This is a genomic window from Paucibacter sp. DJ2R-2 (assembly GCF_025717675.1).
Lineage (GTDB): Bacteria > Pseudomonadota > Gammaproteobacteria > Burkholderiales > Burkholderiaceae_C > Paucibacter_A.
Map to the genome: position 1 here is coordinate 15664 of NZ_JAJIRT010000016.1, position 21711 is coordinate 37374.

General features: G+C 62.5%; 17 protein-coding genes, 1 tRNA gene and 1 pseudogene. 6 read left to right on the forward strand and 13 right to left on the reverse strand.

Translation table 11 applies throughout. From position 1 onward, the window contains the following. Positions 1-19: 19 nt before the first annotated feature. The gene (locus LNV28_RS24185) at positions 20-442 is read right to left on the reverse strand and encodes a CopD family protein (protein WP_263520877.1); all 423 of its coding nucleotides are present in this window, start codon (positions 440-442) and stop codon (positions 20-22) included. A 341-nt stretch (positions 443-783) separates the two neighbouring features. Between LNV28_RS24185 and hemB the strand changes: the two genes are divergently transcribed. Beyond that, positions 784-1797, forward strand: a complete 1014-nt coding sequence (hemB, locus tag LNV28_RS24190; protein WP_263520879.1) for a porphobilinogen synthase — start codon at positions 784-786, stop codon at positions 1795-1797. Between the two features lie 8 nt (positions 1798-1805). Then, complete coding sequence (locus LNV28_RS24195) at positions 1806-2906, forward strand: magnesium transporter CorA family protein (RefSeq protein ID WP_263520881.1); 1101 nt, start codon at positions 1806-1808, stop codon at positions 2904-2906. A 9-nt stretch (positions 2907-2915) separates the two neighbouring features. On the opposite strand, the gene ybeY is transcribed toward LNV28_RS24195, so the two are convergent. Continuing rightward, positions 2916-3362, reverse strand: a complete 447-nt coding sequence (ybeY, locus tag LNV28_RS24200) for an rRNA maturation RNase YbeY (protein WP_263520883.1) — start codon at positions 3360-3362, stop codon at positions 2916-2918. Continuing rightward, on the reverse strand, positions 3359-4375 hold the full coding sequence (locus LNV28_RS24205; protein ID WP_263520885.1) for a PhoH family protein: 1017 nt from the start codon (positions 4373-4375) through the stop codon (positions 3359-3361). The genes ybeY and LNV28_RS24205 overlap by 4 nt, the downstream gene beginning before the upstream one ends. A 1011-nt stretch (positions 4376-5386) precedes the next feature. Here LNV28_RS24205 and LNV28_RS25270 point away from each other — a divergent pair. The 4 genes and pseudogenes from LNV28_RS25270 to ruvB all read left to right on the forward strand — a co-directional run. Beyond that, a pseudogene (locus LNV28_RS25270) lies at positions 5387-5950 on the forward strand (sensor histidine kinase); the annotation flags it as partial. Between the two features lie 142 nt (positions 5951-6092). Continuing rightward, positions 6093-6746 carry a response regulator gene (locus LNV28_RS24215; RefSeq protein ID WP_102769750.1) on the forward strand — a complete coding sequence of 218 codons (654 nt, stop codon included), beginning with the start codon at positions 6093-6095 and terminating at the stop codon, positions 6744-6746. Between the two features lie 34 nt (positions 6747-6780). Continuing rightward, on the forward strand, positions 6781-7353 hold the full coding sequence (gene ruvA / locus LNV28_RS24220; RefSeq protein WP_263520894.1) for a Holliday junction branch migration protein RuvA: 573 nt from the start codon (positions 6781-6783) through the stop codon (positions 7351-7353). Positions 7354-7387: 34 nt separating this feature from the next. After that, complete coding sequence (gene ruvB, locus LNV28_RS24225) at positions 7388-8446, forward strand: Holliday junction branch migration DNA helicase RuvB (RefSeq protein WP_263520896.1); 1059 nt, start codon at positions 7388-7390, stop codon at positions 8444-8446. 341 nt (positions 8447-8787) lie between these two features. Here the strand turns inward: ruvB and rpoC are convergent, their stop codons facing one another. The 10 genes from rpoC to LNV28_RS24275 all read right to left on the reverse strand — a co-directional run. Further along, a complete protein-coding gene (gene rpoC, locus LNV28_RS24230) occupies positions 8788-13008 on the reverse strand; it encodes a DNA-directed RNA polymerase subunit beta' (RefSeq protein WP_263520897.1) in 4221 nt (1406 codons plus the stop codon). A 102-nt stretch (positions 13009-13110) separates the two neighbouring features. Continuing rightward, positions 13111-17232: a DNA-directed RNA polymerase subunit beta gene (gene rpoB / locus LNV28_RS24235; protein ID WP_263520899.1), complete on the reverse strand. Its 4122-nt coding sequence runs from the start codon at positions 17230-17232 to the stop codon at positions 13111-13113. Between the two features lie 424 nt (positions 17233-17656). Beyond that, complete coding sequence (rplL, locus tag LNV28_RS24240) at positions 17657-18034, reverse strand: 50S ribosomal protein L7/L12 (protein ID WP_263520900.1); 378 nt, start codon at positions 18032-18034, stop codon at positions 17657-17659. A gap of 46 nt (positions 18035-18080) precedes the next feature. Next, positions 18081-18608, reverse strand: coding sequence for a 50S ribosomal protein L10 (gene rplJ, locus LNV28_RS24245; protein WP_263520902.1), 528 nt, complete (start codon positions 18606-18608; stop codon positions 18081-18083). 386 nt (positions 18609-18994) lie between these two features. Further along, positions 18995-19702, reverse strand: a complete 708-nt coding sequence (gene rplA / locus LNV28_RS24250; RefSeq protein WP_263520904.1) for a 50S ribosomal protein L1 — start codon at positions 19700-19702, stop codon at positions 18995-18997. 1 nt (position 19703) lies between these two features. Then, entirely contained in the window at positions 19704-20135 is a 432-nt protein-coding gene (gene rplK, locus LNV28_RS24255) for a 50S ribosomal protein L11 (protein ID WP_263520905.1), read from the reverse strand. A gap of 188 nt (positions 20136-20323) precedes the next feature. Next, positions 20324-20911 (reverse strand): transcription termination/antitermination protein NusG, encoded by a 588-nt coding sequence (gene nusG, locus LNV28_RS24260; protein ID WP_263520907.1) that lies wholly within the window; start codon positions 20909-20911, stop codon positions 20324-20326. Between the two features lie 84 nt (positions 20912-20995). Next, positions 20996-21379 (reverse strand): preprotein translocase subunit SecE, encoded by a 384-nt coding sequence (gene secE, locus LNV28_RS24265; protein ID WP_263520909.1) that lies wholly within the window; start codon positions 21377-21379, stop codon positions 20996-20998. 148 nt (positions 21380-21527) lie between these two features. Beyond that, a tRNA-Trp gene (locus tag LNV28_RS24270) sits at positions 21528-21603 on the reverse strand. Between the two features lie 15 nt (positions 21604-21618). Continuing rightward, a partial coding sequence (locus LNV28_RS24275; RefSeq protein WP_505190963.1) for an EF-Tu C-terminal domain-related protein occupies positions 21619-21711 on the reverse strand: 93 nt, incomplete at its 5' end.

The window sequence follows — 21711 nt, forward strand, 5'->3', positions numbered from 1 at the left end:
TGCTAGCTGGGCCCGTGGGTCAGAAGGGCTTGACGACCACCAGGACGACGATGGCAATGAACATCAGCACGGCCGACTCGTTGAAAACACGGAACCAGCGGTGACTGCGGCGGTTGGCCGACTGCTCAAAACTGCGCAGGATGGACTTGCAGGCGTGGTGATAGCCGATCACGCCAAGCACCAGCAACAGCTTGGTGTGCATCCAACCCTGGTTGAAACCGCTGAAATTCAGCGCCCACATCCAGCCGCCGAGAAGCAGGGCCGGGATCATCAGCAGGGTGGCAAATCGGTAGAGCTTGCGTGCCATCAAGAGCAGGCGCTCGCGCTCGGCATGGCTGTCGGCCGGCACCATGGCCAGGTTGACGAAGATGCGCGGCAGGTAAAAGAGACCGGCGAACCAGCTGGCCACGAAGACGATGTGAAAGGCTTTGATCCAGAGCATCGCCGCATTATGCGTGGCGGCTTGACGCGCGCGAGGAACCGCCAGAAACGGTCGATTTCGCCGCGCGCAGACAAAAAAAAGCCCCGGCCATGAAGCCGGGGCGAGAAAGCCTTATCGCTGTCATCACGCTAAGGCTCCTGCTCAGGGAGGAAAAGCAGGGAACGACCACCTTGCGGCTATCATTCGAAGTGAATTTTAACATAAGCGTCATCCGGGGGCGCATCAGGGAAGTCGCGTAGATTGCGCAGTCCCTCACGCAGGCCCGGGCCACCGCGCTGCGTGAGCCCAAAGCCAGCCCCAGCCTCCCGTTCATTACAACCTTGCCTCGCCCGGAGTTCCCTGTGTCCCTGCCCGCCCCCTACCCCGCCAGCCGCCCCCGCCGCCTGCGCCGCGATGCCTTCACCCGGGCCCTGGTGCGCGAGCACCATGTGCGTGCCAGCGATCTGATCCTGCCGGTGTTTGTGCATGAGGGTGAGAACCGGGTGGAGCCGGTGGCCTCCATGCCCGGCGTGGCGCGCCTGAGCCTGGAAAGTCTGCTCGACGTGGCGCGCGAATGCGTGGACCTGGGCATTCCGGTGCTGGCGCTCTTCCCGGTGATCGATGCCTCGCTGAAGACCCCCGACGGCCGCGAAGCCACCAACCCCGACGGCCTGGTGCCACGCGTGGTGCGGGCGCTGAAGGAGCAGGTGCCGGAGCTGGGCGTGCTGACCGATGTGGCCCTGGACCCCTTCACCAGCCACGGCCAGGACGGCGTGCTGGACGAACGCGGCTACATCCTCAATGACCCGACGGTCGAGATCCTGGCCCAGCAAGCCCTGGTGCAGGCCGCAGCCGGCGTGGACATCGTGGCACCCAGCGACATGATGGACGGCCGCATCGGGGCGATCCGCACAGCGCTGGAAGCCCACGGCCACATCCACACCCGCATCATGGCCTACAGCGCCAAGTACGCGAGTGCCTTCTACGGTCCCTTCCGCGACGCCGTCGGCTCGGCCGCCAACCTGGGCAAGGCCGACAAAAAGACCTACCAGATGGACCCGGGCAACAGCGACGAGGCGCTGCGCGAAGTCGGGCTCGACCTGGCCGAGGGCGCCGATATGGTGATGGTCAAGCCCGGCATGCCTTACCTCGACATCGTGCGGCGTGTGAAAGACGAGTTCCGCGTGCCCACCTTCGCCTACCAGGTCAGCGGCGAGTACGCCATGATCAAGGCCGCCGCCGCCAACGGCTGGCTGGACCACGACGCGGTGATGATGGAATCCCTGCTGGCCTTCAAGCGCGCCGGCGCCGATGGCGTGCTGACGTATTTCGCGCTGGAAGCCGCCCGCCTGCTCAAGCAAGCGAAAGCCGGCTGATCCCAGGCATGCGCCTGTTCCACATCCACGGCGACCAGTTCACCGAGCTGAACCAACTGCCGGCCGACTTGCCCAGCGATGGCTTCCTCTGGCTGGGCTATGGCCGGCGCGAGTTCGAACTGCAACTGGGCGAGATCCAGCAAGGCCTGCAGCGCTGGGGCTGCGGCCAAGTCGTGGACCTGCATGTCTCCGACCTGCTGAACAACCAGCTGCCCTCGCATTTCGACTACACCAGTTGGTACGACTTGCTGGTGTTCCGACGACTGGCAGCCGCGCCTGGCCACGAGCATCTGCTCGCCGACCCGGAGCACGGCACGCTGCACAGCACCCATGAGGCGCTCAAAGCCATCGACACCAGCCCAGTGGGCTTTGCAGTCTTTGACAGAGTGCTGCTGACGGTTCACCCGACGGACTGCCTGGTGCGCGACTACTTCGCCAGCAAGATGGGCGCCCTGGCCGAAGGCCGCGATCTGCGCGGCAGCGCACGCCTGCCCAACAGCCCGGCCGAGCTGATGCTGCGCATGGTCAACCACATGGTGGACAGCTATCTGGAGCTGCGCCGCCTGCTGACCCGGCAGATGACGGCGCTGCAGCGCACGCTGATGGACGCCAACAGCCATTTCGACGACTGGCCCCTGCTGCTCGAATCACGCGACGCCTTGCATCGGCTGGAAGACACCTGCGAGGATCAGCGCAGCGCCATCCAGGAATGGATCGACGTGCTGGACGATTGGCCCTCGGCTGAGGAACCGGCGGCACAGCGCGAGCGCGAGCTGCTGCGGGTGCGCTCACGGGATGTGCACGAGCACATCGAACGGGTGCTGGCCCATGTGCGGCGCATGGAGTCGTCCAGCGAGTCGGCGGTGCAGATGCACTTCTCGGCCCTGGGCCATCGCACCAACTCCATCATGCGCACGCTGACCGTGCTGACCGCCATCTTCCTGCCGCTGAACCTGATCACCGGCATCTTCGGCATGAACTTCGACGGCCTGCCCCTGATCCACAAGGCCGCCGGCTTCTGGGTCGCCTTCGGCCTGATGCTGGCCGTAGGCCTGGGCCTGGGCCTGTTCTTCTGGCGCAAGCGCTATTTAGGCACGCGCCACGGCTGAAGCGTCGTTTCAGCGCGCCGCGTAAGGGTCGGCAAAACCCAAGGCCTGCATCAGCTCGCTTTCACGCGCTTCCATACAGGCGGCCTCGTCGTCTTCCTCGTGGTCATAACCCTGGGCGTGCAGGGTGCCGTGCACCAGCATATGGGCGTAATGCGCCGCCAGGTCCAGGCCGGCCTCTGTCGCCTCCCGCTCCACCACCTCGGCACAGATGACCAGATCGGCCGTCACCACGGGTTCGTGGCTGTAGTCGAAGGTCAGCACATTGGTCGCGTAGTCCTTGCTACGGAACTCGCGATTGAGCTGCTGCCCCTCTTCGGCGTCGACGATGCGCACGGTGATCTCGCCCGGCAGCTCCAGGGCGCTGCGGATCCAGCGCGCGACCTTGTGGCGGGGCAGATGCGCCTTGTGGCGCGGGTCAGCAAATTGCAAGGACAGACTCAGTTCGGGCAGGCTCATGGCTGGGCTTTCTTCGCTTTGGGGCTGAGGTGGCGCGCCTCATAGGCGTCAACGATGCGCGCGACCAAGGGGTGACGCAGCACATCGGCACTGGTGAACCGGGTCATGGCCACCCCATCCACCTGCGCAAGCACCTGTTCGGCATCGACCAGGCCGCTGCTCACGCCCTTGGGCAGATCGATCTGGCTGGTGTCGCCGGTGACCACGCAGCGACTGCCAAAACCAATGCGCGTCAAGAACATCTTCATCTGCTCGGGCGTGGTGTTTTGTGCCTCATCGAGGATGACGAAGGCGTGGTTCAGCGTGCGACCGCGCATGAAGGCCAGGGGCGCCACTTCCAGCTGACCTTTCTCGAAGGCCTTGGTCACCTTGTCAAAGCCCATCAGTTCGTACAAGGCGTCGTAGAGCGGGCGCAAATAGGGGTCGACCTTTTGCGTCAGGTCACCGGGCAGAAAGCCGAGGCGTTCACCGGCTTCGACCGCAGGGCGGGTCAGGACAATGCGCTGCACGGTGCTGCGCTCGAGCGCGTCGACCGCGCAGGCCACGGCGAGAAAGGTCTTGCCGGTGCCGGCCGGGCCCAGGCCCAGGGTGATGTCCTGGTTGAGGATGTTGTGCAGGTACTCATGCTGACGGGGCGTGCGCGCGGCCAGATCGGCCCGTCGGGTGCGCAGCACGAGCTCAGTAGCCCGTGCCGGAGGCCGGGCGGCCGCGGCCGTCTTGGGCACCGATCGGCGCGCCATCCGCGCCGGCCCAAGTTCAGCCGCGGCTTCGGCCAAAGCCATCTGCATGAGCTCGGGGGCCAGGGCCCGGCGGCTGCGCTCGTAAAGGGCAGCCAGAAGCTGCAAGGCCCGCTCGGCGGCCGCCTTCGGCCCCTCGATGCGGAAACGCTCGTTTTGCCGGCCGATGCGCACGGCCAGCGCCACCTCGATCTGCCGCAAATGCTCGTCCAGGCTGCCACACAGATGGGCCAGACGCTTGTTGTCGACCGGGGCGAACTCATGACGAAGGATCACGGCGGTACTTTCTTCTAGGGATTTGGCAATAACAGCATTGTCACCCGGCCTTGTTCACTGCTGCAGCGTCACCGGCCTCCTGCACAATCGACGCCCATGCACAGCTTGTTACAGGAAGACTCGCCACGGAGCGTTTCGCGCCGGATGGCAACCACCGGCCCGATCGCACTGGCCCTCGCGCTCACTGGCGGCGCCGCCCAAGCGGCGGCCAGCCCGCCGCTGGGCGCCCTTCCCCTGGCCGGCCTGGCCGGCATGCTCCTGGTCATGGGGCTGGCTGTGGCCGCCTTCGCCTACCGGCATGGCCATGAGCGCGGTGCCGGCCTGGGGCTTGGCGCCTGGCTGCTCTGCTTGGCGTTGACGGCAGTGCTGACGGTGGCCGGCGCGGGCCTGAGCCCCGGCCTGGCGCTGGGCTTGAACCTGAGCCTGGCGGCCTTTGGGACCTGGTGCAGCATCAAATTTCTGCTCCACCGGCCGGTGCCGATGCCGCTGTGGCAAGACCTGGCCCTGTTCGGCCAGCTGCTCTTGCTGCCCGCATTGGCTGTCGCACTTCGCAACCATGCCAACCCCAACGCTGCGCTGCTGCTGCACAGCGTGCCCTTGCTGCTGACCTTGGAGTCCTTGCTGGCCTTGACCTTCAGCTGGAAGCGCCGTGCCAGCCTCCAAGTCGGCAAAGGCGGCAAGCCCGAGCCATCACCCGGCAGCCGGCGCCCCGAGGCGCGCTTTGCGCCGGCTTTGCTGGCGCTCTGTGGCCTGGGCTTGCTGGCGACCGCCGTCGCGGCCATTCCGGTGGCGCCGGGCCTGAACGGGCTGCAAGACATCAGCGCCTGGCTGGCCTTGCTGCTGCCGGCGGCTTTGCTGGCCATGGGTTTGCAATACCTGCTCGGCTTTGCCCGCGACCGGGTGGAAGCCGAAAAGGAACATGCGCAGTTCGAGCAGCGCATGCAGGAGCGGGTCAGCGAGATGGAGCGAAACTTTGGCGTGATCGCCGAGCAACGCCTGGAGCAGGTGACCGAGCGCGAGCGCAAGCGTATCGCGGCCGACCTGCACGATGACCTGGGCGCCAAGCTCCTGACCATCGTGCACACCAGCGAATCGGATCGCATCTCCAGCCTCGCCCGGGAAGCCCTGGAGGAAATGCGGCTGTCGGTGCGTGGCCTGACCGGCAAGCCGGTTCAACTGCTCGACGCGCTGGGTGACTGGCGCGCCGAGGTGGTGTCGCGCCTGGGCCAGGCCAATATCAATGCCGAATGGAAGTCGCCGTCCGAGGATCTGGTGCACACGCTTCCAGCGCGGGCTTACGTGCAGACCACACGGATCTTCCGCGAGGCGGTCAGCAACATCATCAAGCACAGCGGCGGCACCAACTGCATGATCAGCTGCTCGGTGCAAGACGGTGATTTCGTGGTCGTCATCCAAGACAATGGACAAGGCATTCCAGCCGAGCTCGACGGCCGCCTGGACCGGGGTCATGGCATGGCCAGCATGAAGTCGCGTGCCAAGCAGATGCAGGGACAATGCTTGGTTGAATCGGGCCCGGGCTGGGGAACCGTGATCCGCCTCACAATCCCGCTCTGAATTCGAACGTCGGCCGCCATGCCGCCTTCAGTTTCTTTTTTCATTTGTCGAAATTGCCGTATCGCTGGAACCGCTTCCAGACTCTTTGAATGCCACCCAGTAGGCGCGCATACCGCGTGACCACGGGACGACCGAGACCGCCATGGACCACATCCTGCTGCTTGAAGACATTCCCGAGATCCGCGCCTGGCTGAAGGCCTTGGTGAAACAAGTGTTCGCCAATGCCCAGATCACCGAGTGCTCGCGCGTGCAAGACGCGCTGGCCTTGGTCAACAGCCAGCGCTTCAACTTGGCACTGCTGGACCTGGGCCTGCCCGACGGATCGGGCGTGGACGTGATCGCTGCCCTGCGTGAGAAGCAGCCTGAGGTGCAGTCGGTCATCGTCACCATCCATGACGATGACGAGCACCTGTTCCCGGCCCTGCAAGCGGGCGCATTCGGCTATCTGCTGAAAGAGCAGTCTCGCGAACTGCTGGTTGAACAGCTGCAGCGCATGAGCCAAGGCGAGCCGCCGCTTTCGCCCTCGATCGCCCGCAAGGTGATCTCGCACTTCGCCAACCAGAAGCGCCCGCAGGCAGCGGCTGTTTTGCACGAGGTCTCACTGACCGACCGGGAGACCGAGGTGCTGCTGCGCGTGGCCAAGGGCTTCACCTTGCCAGAGATTGGTGTGCAGCTGGGCCTGTCCCGCCACACGATTGCCGACTACGTGAAGCAGATCTACCGCAAGCTCAACGTGTCCTCGCGCGCCGAAGCGGCCCTGGAAGCTCAGCGCCTGGGCCTGTTCGGCAGGAACTGAAGCTCAGCCCTCGGGGGCGCACGATAATGCGCCGATGATCGGCAGACTCACAGGCGTCATCGCGGAAAAATCGCCCCCGCAGCTCCTCATTGATGTGCAGGGCGTCGGCTACGAGGTCGACGTGCCCATGAGCACCTTCTACAACCTGCCGGGCCTGGGCGAGCGCGTCGCGCTGCTGACCCATTTCGTCGTGCGCGAGGATGCGCAAATCCTCTACGGCTTCCTCAGCAGCGAGGAACGCGCCACCTTCCGCCAGCTGATCAAGATCAGCGGAGTCGGCCCCAAGATGGCGCTGTCCCTGCTATCCGGCCTCTCGGTCGCCGAGTTGGCGCAGGCGGTCTCCAAGCAGGAAGCCGGCCGCTTGGTCAAAGTGCCGGGCATCGGCAAGAAGACCGCCGAGCGCCTGCTGCTGGAACTCAAGGGCAAGCTGGGCCCCGATCTGGCCCTGCCGGCCAGCCTGGTGAACGACAACCAAGGCGACATCCTGCAGGCCCTGGTGGCCCTGGGCTACAGCGAGAAGGAAGCCGCCGCGGCGCTCAAACTGCTGCCGCCGGACGTGGGCGTCAGCGAGGGCATCAAGCAGGCCCTGAAGTCGCTGTCGCGTTGATGATCTTGATGGACTGCTGCCGGAGCCTTTTCGCATGAGCATTCAAACCGACGACTTCGCCAGCCAGGTCAGCCGCGTCATCAGCGCCGCACCTGCTTCGCCGCGCGAAGAAGCGATCGAACGCGCCTTGCGGCCCAAGCTGCTGGACGAGTACGTGGGGCAAGCCAAGGCGCGGGAACAACTCGAGATCTTCATCGGCGCCGCGCGCAAACGCGACGAAGCCTTGGACCATGTGCTGCTGTTCGGCCCGCCGGGTCTGGGCAAGACGACGCTGTCCCACATCATTGCCGCCGAGCTCGGGGTGAACCTGCGCCAGACCTCGGGGCCGGTGCTGGAGAAGCCCAAGGACTTGGCCGCGATCCTGACCAATCTCGAGAAGAACGATGTGCTCTTCATCGACGAGATCCACCGGCTCTCGCCCGTGGTCGAGGAAATCCTCTATCCGGCGCTGGAGGACTACCAGATCGACATCATGATCGGCGAAGGCCCGGCCGCCCGCTCGATCAAACTCGATCTGCAGCCCTTCACCCTGGTCGGTGCCACCACCCGCGCCGGCATGTTGACCAACCCGCTGCGCGACCGCTTCGGCATCGTCGCGCGGCTGGAGTTTTACACCGCCGCCGAACTGCAGCGCATCGTGACCCGCTCGGCCGCCCTGCTGAACAGCCCAATCGACACCGAGGGTGCGCTGGAGATTGCCCGGCGCTCGCGCGGCACGCCGCGTATCGCCAACCGCCTGCTGCGCCGTGTGCGCGACTACGCTGAAGTGAAGGGAGACGGTCGCATCGGCAAGGACATCGCCGACAAAGCTCTGGCCATGCTGGACGTCGACCCGCAGGGCTTTGACCTGATGGACCGCAAACTGCTCGAAGCCATCGTGCACCGCTTCGACGGCGGCCCGGTCGGCCTCGACAATGTCGCCGCCGCCATTGGCGAAGAAAGCGGAACGATCGAAGACGTGATCGAGCCCTACCTGATCCAGCAAGGCTTTCTCCAACGCACTCCGCGCGGCCGCATCGCCACGCTGGCAGCCTACCGCCATCTCGGCATGACCCCGCCGAAAGCCCACGGACAGTTATTCGGGGACGAGTGAGCGCTTTGAATTACTGAAGCAGCCTCTTCAGGGATATCGGTTCACAGCCCAGAGCCGTCGTTCGCAGAGAAGTTTCAGCACGCAGAGCTCGCTGAGGACCGCAGAGAACGCTGAGACCAAAATTCCTGCCTTTCTCTCTGCGACCTCTGCGGTCCTCTGCGAACTCTGCGTTCGTATTCAAAACTGAGCGAACGGCCGCTCCGTACCGATTGCAGCGACCGATAAAGCCTGCCTCGCGCCCAATGAAAAGGCCGCCCGATCGCAAGATCGGGCGGCCTTTGTTTTGATGCGGAGCCCTTCTGGGCGCTCCGGGATCAAAGGGGCTGGCTTGTGGCCGCTGTTTACTCGGCAGCCGGCTCGGCGCCTGCGTCGACGCTGGCCATCTGCGCAGAAGCCAGTTCCTCGGCTTCTTGCTGAGCAATGGCGCGGCGCTCGGCGTCGTCCATCTTCTCCTTGGCGAAGCGGGCGCGGTGGAAGGCCATGCCGGTACCTGCGGGGATCAGGCGGCCGACGATGACGTTTTCCTTCAGGCCACGCAGCTCGTCGCGCTTGCCCATGATGGCAGCCTCGGTCAGCACGCGGGTCGTTTCCTGGAAGGAAGCGGCCGAGATGAAGGAGTCGGTCGACAGCGAAGCCTTGGTGATACCCATCAGTACGTCGGAATAGGTGGCCGGAACCTTGCCTTCCTTGCGCAGACGATCGTTGGTATCGAACAGCTCCGAGCGTTCCACTTGCTCGTTGATGATGTAGCTGGAGTCGCCGGCATTGGTGATCTGCACACGACGCAGCATCTGGCGAACGATCACCTCGATGTGCTTGTCGTTGATCTTCACACCTTGCAAACGGTACACGTCCTGCACTTCATCAACGATGTAGCGAGCCAGCTCTTCCATGCCCAAGAGGCGCAGGATGTCTTGCGGGTCGGCAGCGCCGTCCACAATCAATTCGCCGCGGTTGACCACCTGGCCTTCGTGCACCAAGATGTTCTTTTCCTTGGGCACCAGCTCTTCGTGCTTCTTGCCATCGGGGTCGGTGATTTCCAGGCGGTTCTTGCCCTTGGTCTCCTTACCGAAAGACACCGTACCGGTCAGCTCGGCCAGCACACCCACATCCTTGGGCGAACGGGCTTCGAACAGCTCGGCCACACGCGGCAGACCGCCGGTAATGTCTCGAGTCTTCTGACCTTCCATCGGGATACGTGCAAGCACTTCACCCGGGGCCAGGTCTTGACCGTCACGCACCTGCACCAGCGCACCGACCGGGAAGCCGATCGTCACCGAGTGGTCGGTACCAGGGATCTTCACTTCGTTGCCGTTGGCGTCGAGCAGCTTGACCTGCGGACGCACGACCTTGGCGGCGCCGCGACGCTTGGGATCGATCACCACCAGGGTGGACAGACCGGTCACTTCGTCGACCTGCTTGGCCACGGTCACGCCTTCTTCCACATTCTCGAAGCGCGCCTGACCGGCGAACTCGGTGATGATGGGGCGGGTCAGCGGGTCCCAATTGGCCAGGATGGTGCCAGCCTTGATGGCCTGATCCGGCTTAATGCTCAGGATCGCGCCGTAAGGCACCTTGTGGCGCTCGCGCTCGCGGCCATGTTGGTCAGCAATGATGATTTCGCCGGAACGCGAAATCACCACCAGCTCACCCTTGCCGTTCGTCACATAGCGCATGGTGGCGTTGAAGCCGATCAAGCCGTCGGACTTGGCGTCCACGCTCGAAGCCACAGCTGCACGCGATGCCGCACCACCGATGTGGAAGGTACGCATGGTCAGCTGGGTACCCGGCTCACCGATGGACTGGGCGGCAATCACGCCGACCGCTTCACCGATGTTGACCAGGCCACCGCGGCCCAGATCGCGGCCATAGCACTTGGCGCACAGGCCGAAGCGTGTGGCGCAAGTCAGCGGTGTGCGGACCTTGACCTCGTCGGCGCCGGCAGCTTCCAGCATGTCGAGGTTGTCCTCGTCCAGCATGGTGCCTGCGGCCAGCAGCACGTTCTGAGTCTCGGGGTGCAGCACATCGATGGCGGCCACACGACCCAGAATGCGGTCGCGCAGCGATTCGATCACTTCACCGCCTTCGACCAGGGCGCGCATGGCGATGCCGTTGTCGGTGCCGCAATCGTCCTCGATCACCACCAGATCCTGCGTCACGTCGACCAGACGGCGGGTCAGGTAACCCGAGTTCGCGGTCTTCAGCGCCGTATCCGCCAGGCCCTTACGAGCACCGTGGGTGGAGATGAAGTACTGCAACACGTTCAGGCCTTCGCGGAAGTTCGCGGTAATCGGCGTCTCAATGATGGAGCCATCAGGCTTGGCCATCAGACCCCGCATACCGGAGAGCTGGCGAATCTGAGCGGCAGAACCACGAGCGCCGGAGTCGGCCATCATGTAGATGGAGTTGAACGATTCTTCGTTCACTTCCTTGCCATGACGGTCGATGGTCTTCTGCTTGGACAGCTGGCTCATCATGACCTTGCCGACTTCGTCGCCGGTCTTGCCCCAGATATCCACGACCTTGTTGTAGCGCTCGCCGGCTGTCACCAGACCGGAGACGTATTGCTGCTCGATCTCTTTGACTTCCTTCTCGGCGCGGGCGATCAGCACCGGCTTTTCAGGCGGCACCAGCATGTCGTCAACCGCGATCGAGATACCCGCACGCGTGGCCAGCTTGAAACCGGATTGCAGCAGCTTGTCAGCCAGCACCACGGTTTCCTTCAGACCGCACTTGCGGAAGGAAGTGTTGATCAGGCGCGAGATTTCCTTCTTCTTCAGGGCCTTGTCGATGTTCGAGAACGGCAGGCCCTTGGGCAGGATTTCGCTCAGCAGCGCACGACCGACGGTCGTGCTCACCAACTTGGTCTCGGGGATCCACTCGCCCTCGGCCTCGCCCTTGGTGTACTGAACCATGCGGACATTGATCTTGGCCGTGATCTCGACGGCGCCGTTTTCCAGCGCGCGGATCATTTCCGAGATGTCCGAGAACACCATGCCCTCGCCCTTGCCGTTGATGCGCTCGCGGGTCGCGTAGTACAGACCCAGCACCACGTCTTGCGACGGCACGATCGACGGTTCACCGGAAGCCGGGAACAGCACGTTGTTGGAGGCCAGCATCAGGGTGCGGGCTTCCATCTGCGCTTCGATCGACAGCGGCACGTGAACAGCCATCTGGTCACCGTCGAAGTCGGCGTTGAAGGCCGAGCAGACGAGCGGGTGCAGTTGGATGGCCTTGCCTTCAATCAGCACCGGCTCAAAAGCCTGGATGCCCAGACGGTGCAGCGTAGGCGCACGGTTCAACAGAACCGGGTGCTCCTTGATGACCTCTTCCAGGATGTCCCAGACCACGGGAGTGCCGGATTCGACTTCCTTCTTGGCGGCCTTGATCGTCGTCGCGATGCCCATGGCTTCGAGGCGCGAGAAGATGAAAGGCTTGAACAGTTCCAGGGCCATCAGCTTGGGCAGACCGCACTGATGCAGCTTCAGAGTCGGGCCCACGGTAATCACCGAACGACCGGAATAGTCGACGCGCTTACCCAGCAAGTTCTGACGGAAACGACCGCTCTTGCCCTTGATCATGTCGGCCAGGGACTTGAGCGCGCGCTTGTTGGCGCCGGTCATGGCCTTGCCGCGACGGCCGTTGTCCAGCAGCGAGTCCACGGCTTCCTGCAGCATGCGCTTTTCATTGCGCACGATGATTTCAGGGGCCTTCAACTCGAGCAGGCGAGCCAGACGGTTGTTGCGGTTGATGACGCGGCGATACAGGTCGTTCAGGTCGGAGGTCGCGAAGCGGCCGCCGTCCAGCGGTACCAGCGGACGCAGGTCCGGCGGCAGCACGGGCAGCACTTCCAGCACCATCCAGTTCGGCTTGATGCCCGAACGCTTGAAGGCTTCCATGACCTTGAGGCGCTTGGAGTTCTTCTTGACCTTGAGCTCGGAGCCGGTCATGTCGTTGCGCAAGCGATCGATCTCGACGTCGAGATCCATCTCTTCCAGCAACTTCTTGATGCCCTCCGCGCCCATCAGCGCGATGAACTCGTCACCGAATTCCACGCGCTTCGCGTCGTAGTCGTCTTCGGTCATGATCGCGAATTTCTTCAGCGGGGTCATGCCCGGATCGACGATCACATACGCTTCAAAGTACAACACGCGTTCGATGTCGCGCAGCGTCATGTCCAGCACCAGGCCCAAGCGAGAAGGCAGGGACTTCAGGAACCAGATGTGAGCGCAAGGCGCGGCCAGGTCGATGTGACCCATGCGGTCACGGCGAACCTTGGTCTGGGTGACTTCAACGCCGCACTTCTCGCAGATGACGCCGCGGTGCTTCAGGCGCTTGTACTTGCCGCACAGGCACTCATAGTCCTTGATGGGGCCGAAGATCTTGGCGCAGAACAGGCCGTCACGCTCGGGCTTGAACGTGCGGTAGTTGATCGTCTCAGGTTTCTTTACCTCGCCGAAAGACCACGAGCGAATCTTCTCGGGCGATGCGAGCCCGATCTTGATTGCGTCGAAATGTTCGTCGGGTGTGAACTGCTTGAAAAGGTCCAGCAAGCCTTTCATGCATAACTCCTTGGTTTTTTAGTCGGATACAAAACGTTCAGCTCAAAGGAAAGGGCACCGCCGGGCGCTTCATGCGCCACGGCGGAGATCCCCCGCCCTGCCTTAGTTGCGTTCCAACTCAATATCGATACCGAGCGAACGGATTTCCTTGACCAGCACGTTGAACGATTCCGGCATGCCGGCTTCGATCGTGTGCTCACCCTTGACGATGCTCTCGTAGACCTTGGTCCGGCCGTTCACGTCGTCGGACTTGACCGTCAGCATTTCCTGCAGGATGTAGGAGGCGCCATAAGCTTCCAGCGCCCACACTTCCATCTCACCGAAACGCTGGCCACCGAACTGAGCCTTACCACCCAGCGGCTGCTGGGTGACCAAGCTGTAGGGGCCGGTCGAACGGGCGTGCATCTTGTCGTCCACCAAGTGGTGCAGCTTCAGGACATGCATGTAGCCGACGGTGGTCGGGCGCTCGAAGCGCTCGCCGCTGCGGCCGTCCGACAGATAAGCCTGGGTGCGCGTGGCGGTCAGGCCCTTCTTGGCGGCGATGTCATCCGGGTAGGCCAGCTTCAGCATGGCGCGGATTTCATCTTCCTTGGCACCGTCAAACACCGGCGTCGCAAACGGCACGCCATGGCGCAGATTGCTGGCCATTTCGAGGATCTCGTCGTCGCTCAGGTCGTCCAAATGCTCGGCCTTGCCGCCGGACTTGTTGTACAGCTCATCGAAGAACTGACGCAGCTCGGACACGCGAGCGTGTTCCTGCAGCATGTCGCCGATGCGCTGGCCAATGCCCTTGCCGGCCCAGCCCAAGTGGACTTCCAGCACCTGACCCACGTTCATCCGCGAAGGCACGCCCAGCGGGTTCAGCACGATGTCGGCAGGCGTACCGTCGGCCATATAGGGCATGTCTTCGATCGGAGCGATCTTGGACACCACACCCTTGTTGCCGTGACGGCCGGCCATCTTGTCGCCAGGCTGCAGGCGGCGCTTGACGGCCAGATAAACCTTGACCATCTTCAGCACGCCAGCCGGCAATTCGTCGCCTTGCGTGAGCTTCTTGCGCTTTTCTTCAAAGCCCAGGTCGAAGCTGTGACGGGTCTGCTCCAGGGAGTTCTTGATCGATTCCAGCTGGTTGGCGACTTCGTCCTCGGCGGGACGGATGTCGAACCAATGGAACTTGTCGACGCCGGACAGATAGGCCTTGTCGATGACCGTGCCCTTGGCGATCTTCTGCGGGCCGCCGTTGGCCACGCGGCCGATCAGCAGCTTTTCGATACGGTCAAAGGCGTCGGCCTCGACGATGCGCAGCTGGTCGTTCAGGTCCAGGCGGAAGCGCTTCAGTTCATCGTCGATGATCTGCTGGGCGCGCTTGTCACGCTGGATGCCTTCGCGGGTGAAGACCTGCACGTCGATGACGGTGCCCGAGGTGCCTTGGTCGACACGCAGGGACGTGTCCTTCACGTCGGACGCCTTCTCACCGAAGATGGCGCGCAGCAGCTTCTCTTCCGGAGTCAGCGTGGTCTCGCCCTTCGGAGTGACCTTGCCCACCAGCACGTCGCCGGGGTTCACTTCGGCGCCGACGTAGACGATGCCCGACTCGTCCAGGCGAGCCAGTTGCTGCTCGGACAGGTTGGGAATGTCGCGGGTGATTTCTTCGCTGCCCAGCTTGGTGTCACGCGCGTTGACCACCAGTTCCTCGATGTGGATCGAGGTGTAGCGGTCTTCGGCGATCACGCGTTCGGAGATCAGGATCGAGTCTTCGAAGTTGTAGCCGTTCCAGGGCATGAAGGCGACCAACATGTTCTGGCCCAGCGCCAGTTCACCGATGTCGGTAGAGGCACCGTCCGCGATGATGTCTTCAGCCGCCACATGGTCACCGCGCTTGACGATCGGGCGCTGGTGAATGTTGGTGTTCTGGTTGGAACGCTGGTACTTGATCAGGTTGTAGATGTCGACGCCGACTTCACCGGCCACGGTCTCCGCGTCATTGACGCGAATCACGATACGGTTGGTGTCCACGTAGTCCACGATACCGCCGCGGCGAGCTGCCACCACGGTGCCCGAGTCCTTGGCCGCCACGCGCTCGACACCGGTACCCACCAGGGCCTTTTCGGGGCGCAGGATGGGCACGGCTTGACGTTGCATGTTGGCGCCCATCAGTGCGCGGTTCGCATCGTCGTGCTCCAGGAAGGGCACGAGCGAGGCGGCAACCGACACGATCTGGGTCGGAGCCACGTCCATGTACTGGATGCGCTCGGGCGAGGTCAGCACCGATTCACCGTTTTCACGGGCCGAGACCAGCTCGTCGATCAGCGCGCCTTCCTTGCTCAGCGAGGCATTGGCCTGAGCGATGACGTACTTGCCTTCCTCGATGGCGGACAGGTAGTCGATCTGCTTGGTGACCTTGCCTTCAACCACGCGGCGATACGGCGTTTCCAGGAAGCCGTACTCGTTCAACTGAGCGTACAGCGCCAGGGAATTGATCAGACCGATGTTCGGGCCTTCCGGCGTTTCGATCGGGCAGACGCGGCCGTAATGGGTGGGGTGCACGTCCCGGACTTCGAAGCCGGCACGTTCGCGAGTCAGACCGCCCGGGCCCAGGGCGGAAACACGACGCTTGTGCGTGATTTCCGACAGCGGGTTGGTTTGGTCCATGAACTGCGACAGCTGCGAGGCACCGAAGAATTCCTTCAGTGCAGCCGAGATCGGCTTGCTGTTGATCAGGTCATGGGGCATCAGGGCTTCGGTCTCGGCCTGGCCCAGACGTTCCTTGACGGCCTTTTCGATACGAGCCAAGCCCGAGCGGTACTGGTTTTCGGCCAGTTCGCCCACGCAACGCACGCGACGGTTGCCCAAGTGGTCGATGTCATCGACTTCGCCGCGGCCATTGCGCAGCTCGACCAGGATCTTGACGACGTCCAGGATGTCCTCGTTGGACAGCGTCATCGCGCCTTCGGGCGTGTCGCGGCCAGCACGGGCGTTGAACTTCATCCGGCCCACGCGCGACAGATCGTAGGTATCGGCGTTGTAGAACAGGCGGTTGAACAGAGCCTCGACGGCGTCTTCCGTCGGCGGCTCGCCGGGGCGCATCATGCGGTAGATGGCGACGCGGGCAGCCAGCTGGTCGACGGTTTCGTCGGTGGCCAGGGTTTGGCTGATGTAGGCGCCTTCGTCCAGTTCATTGGTGAACAGGCACTGCACGTCCTTGATGCCAGCCGAGCGCAGCTTCTTCAGCAGCGCATCGGTCAGCTCGTCATTGGCCTTGGCGATGATCTCGCCGGTGTCGCCGTCGACCATGTTCTTGGCCAGCACTCGGCCGAGCAAGAAGTCTTCGGGCACGGTGACGTGCTGAGTGCCGGATTGCTCCAGCTGGCGGGTGTGGCGCGCGGTGATGCGCTTGTCCTTCTCGACGATGACCGCACCGCTCTTGTCGGTGATGTCAAAGCGAGCGACTTCGCCCTTCAGGCGGTCGGCCACGAATTCCATCTGCGCACCCACGTCCATCAGACGGAAGTTGTCGAAGACGAAGAAGTGGGCCAGGATCTGCTCGGGGTTCAGGCCGATGGCCTTGAGCAGGATGGTGACCGGCATCTTGCGGCGGCGGTCGACACGGAAGAACAAGATGTCCTTGGCGTCGAATTCGAAGTCCAGCCACGAGCCGCGGTAAGGAATGATGCGGGCCGAGAACAGCAGCTTGCCGGACGAGTGGGTCTTGCCCTTGTCGTGTTCGAAGAACACGCCGGGCGAACGGTGCAGCTGCGAGACGATGACACGCTCAGTGCCATTGACGATGAAGGAACCATAGTCGGTCATCAGGGGCACTTCGCCCATGTAGACCTCTTGTTCCTTGATTTCCTTGACGGTCTTCGCCTGGGGCGATTCACGGTCATAGATGATCATCTGCAGGCGCGCACGCACGGCGGCTGCATAGGTCAAGCCCCGCTGCTGACACTCACGGGTGTCGAACGGCGGCTTGGCGATGTTGAATTCGAGGAATTTCATTTCCACGAAACCGTTGTGCGAAACAATCGGGAACGCGGAAAGGAAGGCTGCCTGCAGGCCTTCGGCCTTGCGTTTGGCGGGGGGAACGTCCTTTTGCAGGAAGGCCACATAGGCCTCTTTCTGCATGGTGAGCAAATAGGGAACGTTGAGAACGCTCTCGCGCTTGCCGAAGCTCTTGCGAATCCGCTTGCGCTCGGTATAGCTATAGGGGGTTGCTTGCGCCATAAACACTCCGTGTCGAGAGCCCACCCCTGGCCGTGGGACGGGCTTCGTCGGCGACTGGCTTCACGAGCCACATCCAGAACGGATGGCTCGATGCTTGGTGGTTGGCCACTACCAACCGCTGGCGGACAACCCTGGCATTGCACCTGGGCCCGACCAAACCGGATCTCTGCAGTCGGATCAGAGAACACTTGAAAGAACCGCGCATCATACCTCGCGCGAAGCTTTCAACTATTCTCAACAGGACTAACCCCTAAAACAGCAAAAGGGGGAGGTCCGTAGACCTACCCCTTTCAGGTTTTGACCGAAGCTTTTTGCTGCTTGCCAGCATCCCCAAGACCTCGTCAGGCGGGACATCAACAAGAGCGCAGAGCCGGTCGCTACCGGGTCAACGGGGGAAGGCTGCAAAGCCCGCCCCCTGAGCCAATTACTTGACTTCGACCTTGGCGCCGGCTTCTTCCAGCTTCTTCTTGGCGGCTTCGGCATCGGCCTTGGCCACGGCTTCCTTGACAGCCTTGGGAGCGCCGTCGACCAGGTCCTTGGCTTCCTTCAGACCCAGACCGGTGATTTCGCGCACGGCCTTGATGACGGACACCTTGTTGGCGCCGGCTTCCAGCAGCACAACGTTGAACTCGGTCTGCTCTTCAGCAGCGGCTGCACCAGCAGCGGCGCCACCAGCGGCCGGAGCGGCCATAGCAGCAGCGGACACGCCGAACTTCTCTTCAATGGCCTTGACCAGGTCATTGAGTTCCAGAACGGTCATGGCGTCCAGGGCGGTGATGAATGCGTCTTTATCGAATGCCATTTGAGGCTCCTAGATTCAGTTAATGGTTGCTTTAACAGCAGATCGTTCAGGCAGCAGGCGCGGCTTCGGCTTCTGCCGGAGCAGCTGCACCACCACGTTGCTCGGACACAGCGGCGATGACACGTGCGAAACGCGACACCGGCGACTGCATGAGACCCAACAGTTGCGCCAGCAGGACTTCCTTGCTGGGGACCGATGCCAGGGCTTTCACGCCATTGGCATCCAGTGCCTTGCCACCGTAGGCTCCGCCCTTGATGATCAGTTTGTCGTTGGTCTTGGCAAAGTCAGCAATGACTTTGGCCGCGGCCACAGCGTCTTCAGAAAAGCCATAGATCAGCGGGCCGACCATGCTCTCCGAAGCAGCCTCGAACGGGGTACCGGCGACGGCACGACGCGCCAGGGTGTTCTTCAGCACGTGAAGATACACACCCTTGGCACGCGCTTCGACGCGCAGCTTGTTCAAGGCTTCAACGGTGAGGCCACGGTATTCGGCCAACGCCAGGGTCTGCGACTTCGCCGCTTGGGCTGCCACATCCGTAACGACGGCTGCTTTCTCGTTGCGATTGAGACTCAAGGTCTACTCCTCACAAAAACGTGTCCTTTGCCTTGCGGCTCCGGACACACCCGGGTTCAGCGACCTTCTGTCCAGGAAACCCGCCCTTCGCCCAGTTCAGAACGAAGAACAAATCAAACCTTTACAGCGGGACCGCCATCTGCGTTGGTTTCCGACCCGGCTTGCACCGGGCTTTCGATTAAGCCGCGCCACTGAAAAGCGACGCGACACCAACGGTCTTGGATGACCTGATGCTCAACACTGCGAACACCCGGCCTTTGCGCTTGCGTGCGCAATGGCCTTCGTTACGCACAAGACAATCCGCAGGGGACTGTCTTCTGTCGAGCCTCAGCCCACCAATTCATCAGCGCGGCGCCAGACAAGCGCCGCACCTCATTTCTTCAAACTCAGGCCGAAGCTTGAGCGTTGATGCTGGCCACTTCCACGCGGGCGCCAACGCCCATGGTGGAAGAGATCGCGACCTTGCGCAGGTAGACACCCTTGCTGGTGGCCGGCTTGGCCTTGTTCAGGGCTTCGATCAGGGCGCGCAGATTGCCTTCCAGCTTGTCGTTGTCGAACGAACGACGACCCAGCGTGCCGTGAATGATGCCGCCCTTGTCAACGCGGAACTGGACTTGACCAGCCTTGGCGTTCTTGACTGCAGTGGCCACATCGGGCGTGACGGTGCCGACCTTGGGGTTAGGCATCAGGCCACGCGGGCCCAGCACTTGACCCAGGGTACCGACGATACGCATCGTGTCCGGGGACGCGATCACGACGTCGAAAGGCATGTCGCCAGCCTTGATACGCTCGGCCAGGTCTTCCATGCCGACCACGTCAGCACCGGCAGCCTTGGCTTCTTCAGCCTTGGCACCTTGTGCGAACACAGCCACGCGCTTGGTCTTGCCAAGGCCGTGAGGCATCACGACCGCGCCGCGAACGACTTGGTCAGACTTCTTGGCGTCCACGCCCAGTTGCACGGCCACGTCGATGGACTCGTCAAACTTGGCGGTGGCCAGGCTCTTCACCAGGGCCAGCGCTTCGCTCAGCGGGTACAGCTTGGTGGTTTCGACCTTGCCTTGCAGAGCCTTTTGGCGTTTAGTCAGCTTTGCCATCTCAAACACCCTCCACCAGCACGCCCATCGAGCGAGCGGAACCAGCAATCGTACGAACGGCAGCGTCCAGATCAGCAGCGGTCAAATCCTTGACCTTGATCTTGGCGATTTCTTCCAACTGGGCGCGGGTCAGCTTGCCGACCTTTTCCAGATGGGGCTTTGCCGAACCCTTGTCCAGCTTGACAGCCTTCTTGATCAGGGCAGTCGCCGGGGGCGACTTGATCACGAAGGTGAAGCTCTTGTCTGCGAAGGCGGTGATGACCACCGGCAACTTCATACCCGGCTCGTGGCCTTGGGTCTGAGCGTTGAACGCCTTGCAGAACTCCATGATGTTCAGACCGCGCTGACCCAGCGCCGGACCGACCGGAGGCGAAGGATTAGCCTTGCCTGCCGCAACTTGCAGCTTGATAAAGCCGACAATTTTCTTGGCCATGATTTCTCCTGACAGAGCCGCAGCGGCCGCGCCGCAACTCTTGAGTGCTAGCGCAAGGGACTAGAGGCTTGATGCCCCGTTACCCTTGCTCCTCTTGCCCGCGTCTCGTCGCAGGCTGACTACGGACAGGATGTGCCGCTCTTGCGAACTGCACGAGCCCTGTCAGGCTCTTGAACTTATGACGCCGATCAAACCTTCTCGACCTGCGAGAAATCCAACTCGACCGGTGTGGCGCGGCCGAAGATGGTGACCGAGACGCGGACCTTGGACTTGTCGTAGTTGACGTCCTCGATCGCACCGTTGAAGTCTGTGAACGGGCCTTCCTTGACTCGCACCACTTCGCCCACCATCCACTCGACCTTAGGCCGGGGCTTCTCGACGCCCTCTTGCATCTGGCTGACGATCTTCATCACTTCAGCTTCCGAGATGGGCGCCGGGCGGTTCTTCGCGCCGCCGACAAAGCCGGTGACTTTGGACGTGTGCTTGACCAAGTGCCAGGTGTCGTCTTCCATGACCATCTCCACCAGCACATAGCCGGGGAAGAAACGACGCTCAGTCACGGCCTTCTTGCCGTTCTTCAACTCGACGACTTCTTCGGTTGGCACCAAGATTCGGCCGAACTTGTCTTGCATACCGGCGCGATCAATGCGCTCGCGCAAATTGCGCTCGACGGCCTTTTCCATACCCGAATAGGCGTGCACAACATACCAGCGCTTGGGAAGCCCGACCGGGGCTGCCGCAGCCTCCGTCACCACTTGGCCTAGTTCTTCAGTCATTGCAATCCTTCAACGCTCTACAACGCTTGCCTTGCGGCTCAATTCCAGCGCGAAAGACGCCCGCAGGCGCCCGTTCGCTTTCGATCAACGCTTCCAGCCCAGAATCAGGTCATAGATGACCCACTCCAGGGTCTTGTCCGTGATCCACAAGAACAAGGCCATGACCACGACGAAGGCAAACACATAGCCGGTCATCTGGCGCGCTTCTTTATGCGTCGGCCAAACCACCTTGCGCACTTCGCGCGAGGAGTCGCGGCCGTAGGCGATCAAGGATTTGCCGGTTTCGGAGGTGAAGAAAGCCGCCAAAGCTGCCGCCAACAACACCAGCAAAGCACCCCACTGAACCCACTGACCTTGCTTGGCCAGACCGTAATAGGCCACCAAGGCAGCAACCAGCAGCAGCGCAGCAACACCCAGCTTCGCCTTGTCGGCGCTGGTGGTCACGGTTTCGACTTGAGGATTCGACATTGATTCAGTTCCATGCAGAGGCTTGCGACTCTGCATTCAGCATTTCGGTTTGGCGGTGGCGATACCCACCAGCAGCAAAGCCCGCCGGGATGCACTCCCGCGGGCCGATGTCTGGACCAACAAACCAACTTCCGCAATCAGCGGTAGTTGGCAGGGGCAGAGGGTCTCGAACCCCCAACCTTCGGTTTTGGAGACCGACGCTCTGCCAATTGAGCTATGCCCCTGTGGCCTTACAAATCTTAAGCGAGGATGGTGGCAACCACACCCGAACCCACGGTACGGCCACCTTCGCGGATAGCGAAGCGCAGACCGGTTTCCATGGCGATCGGAGC

What these genes read in the sequence shown, in the direction of transcription:
- rplA (WP_263520904.1), bottom strand. Translation starts at nt 19,702, where the DNA reads ATGGCAAAGCTGACTAAACGCCAAAAGGCTCTGCAAGGCAAGGTCGAA.
- LNV28_RS24215 (WP_102769750.1), top strand. Translation starts at nt 6,093, where the DNA reads ATGGACCACATCCTGCTGCTTGAAGACATTCCCGAGATCCGCGCCTGG.
- secE (WP_263520909.1), bottom strand. Translation starts at nt 21,379, where the DNA reads ATGTCGAATCCTCAAGTCGAAACCGTGACCACCAGCGCCGACAAGGCG.
- rpoC (WP_263520897.1), bottom strand. Translation starts at nt 13,008, where the DNA reads ATGAAAGGCTTGCTGGACCTTTTCAAGCAGTTCACACCCGACGAACAT.
- ybeY (WP_263520883.1), bottom strand. Translation starts at nt 3,362, where the DNA reads ATGAGCCTGCCCGAACTGAGTCTGTCCTTGCAATTTGCTGACCCGCGC.
- rplL (WP_263520900.1), bottom strand. Translation starts at nt 18,034, where the DNA reads ATGGCATTCGATAAAGACGCATTCATCACCGCCCTGGACGCCATGACC.
- LNV28_RS24185 (WP_263520877.1), bottom strand. Translation starts at nt 442, where the DNA reads ATGCTCTGGATCAAAGCCTTTCACATCGTCTTCGTGGCCAGCTGGTTC.
- ruvB (WP_263520896.1), top strand. Translation starts at nt 7,388, where the DNA reads ATGAGCATTCAAACCGACGACTTCGCCAGCCAGGTCAGCCGCGTCATC.
- LNV28_RS24195 (WP_263520881.1), top strand. Translation starts at nt 1,806, where the DNA reads ATGCGCCTGTTCCACATCCACGGCGACCAGTTCACCGAGCTGAACCAA.
- rplK (WP_263520905.1), bottom strand. Translation starts at nt 20,135, where the DNA reads ATGGCCAAGAAAATTGTCGGCTTTATCAAGCTGCAAGTTGCGGCAGGC.
- ruvA (WP_263520894.1), top strand. Translation starts at nt 6,781, where the DNA reads ATGATCGGCAGACTCACAGGCGTCATCGCGGAAAAATCGCCCCCGCAG.
- rpoB (WP_263520899.1), bottom strand. Translation starts at nt 17,232, where the DNA reads ATGGCGCAAGCAACCCCCTATAGCTATACCGAGCGCAAGCGGATTCGC.
- nusG (WP_263520907.1), bottom strand. Translation starts at nt 20,911, where the DNA reads ATGACTGAAGAACTAGGCCAAGTGGTGACGGAGGCTGCGGCAGCCCCG.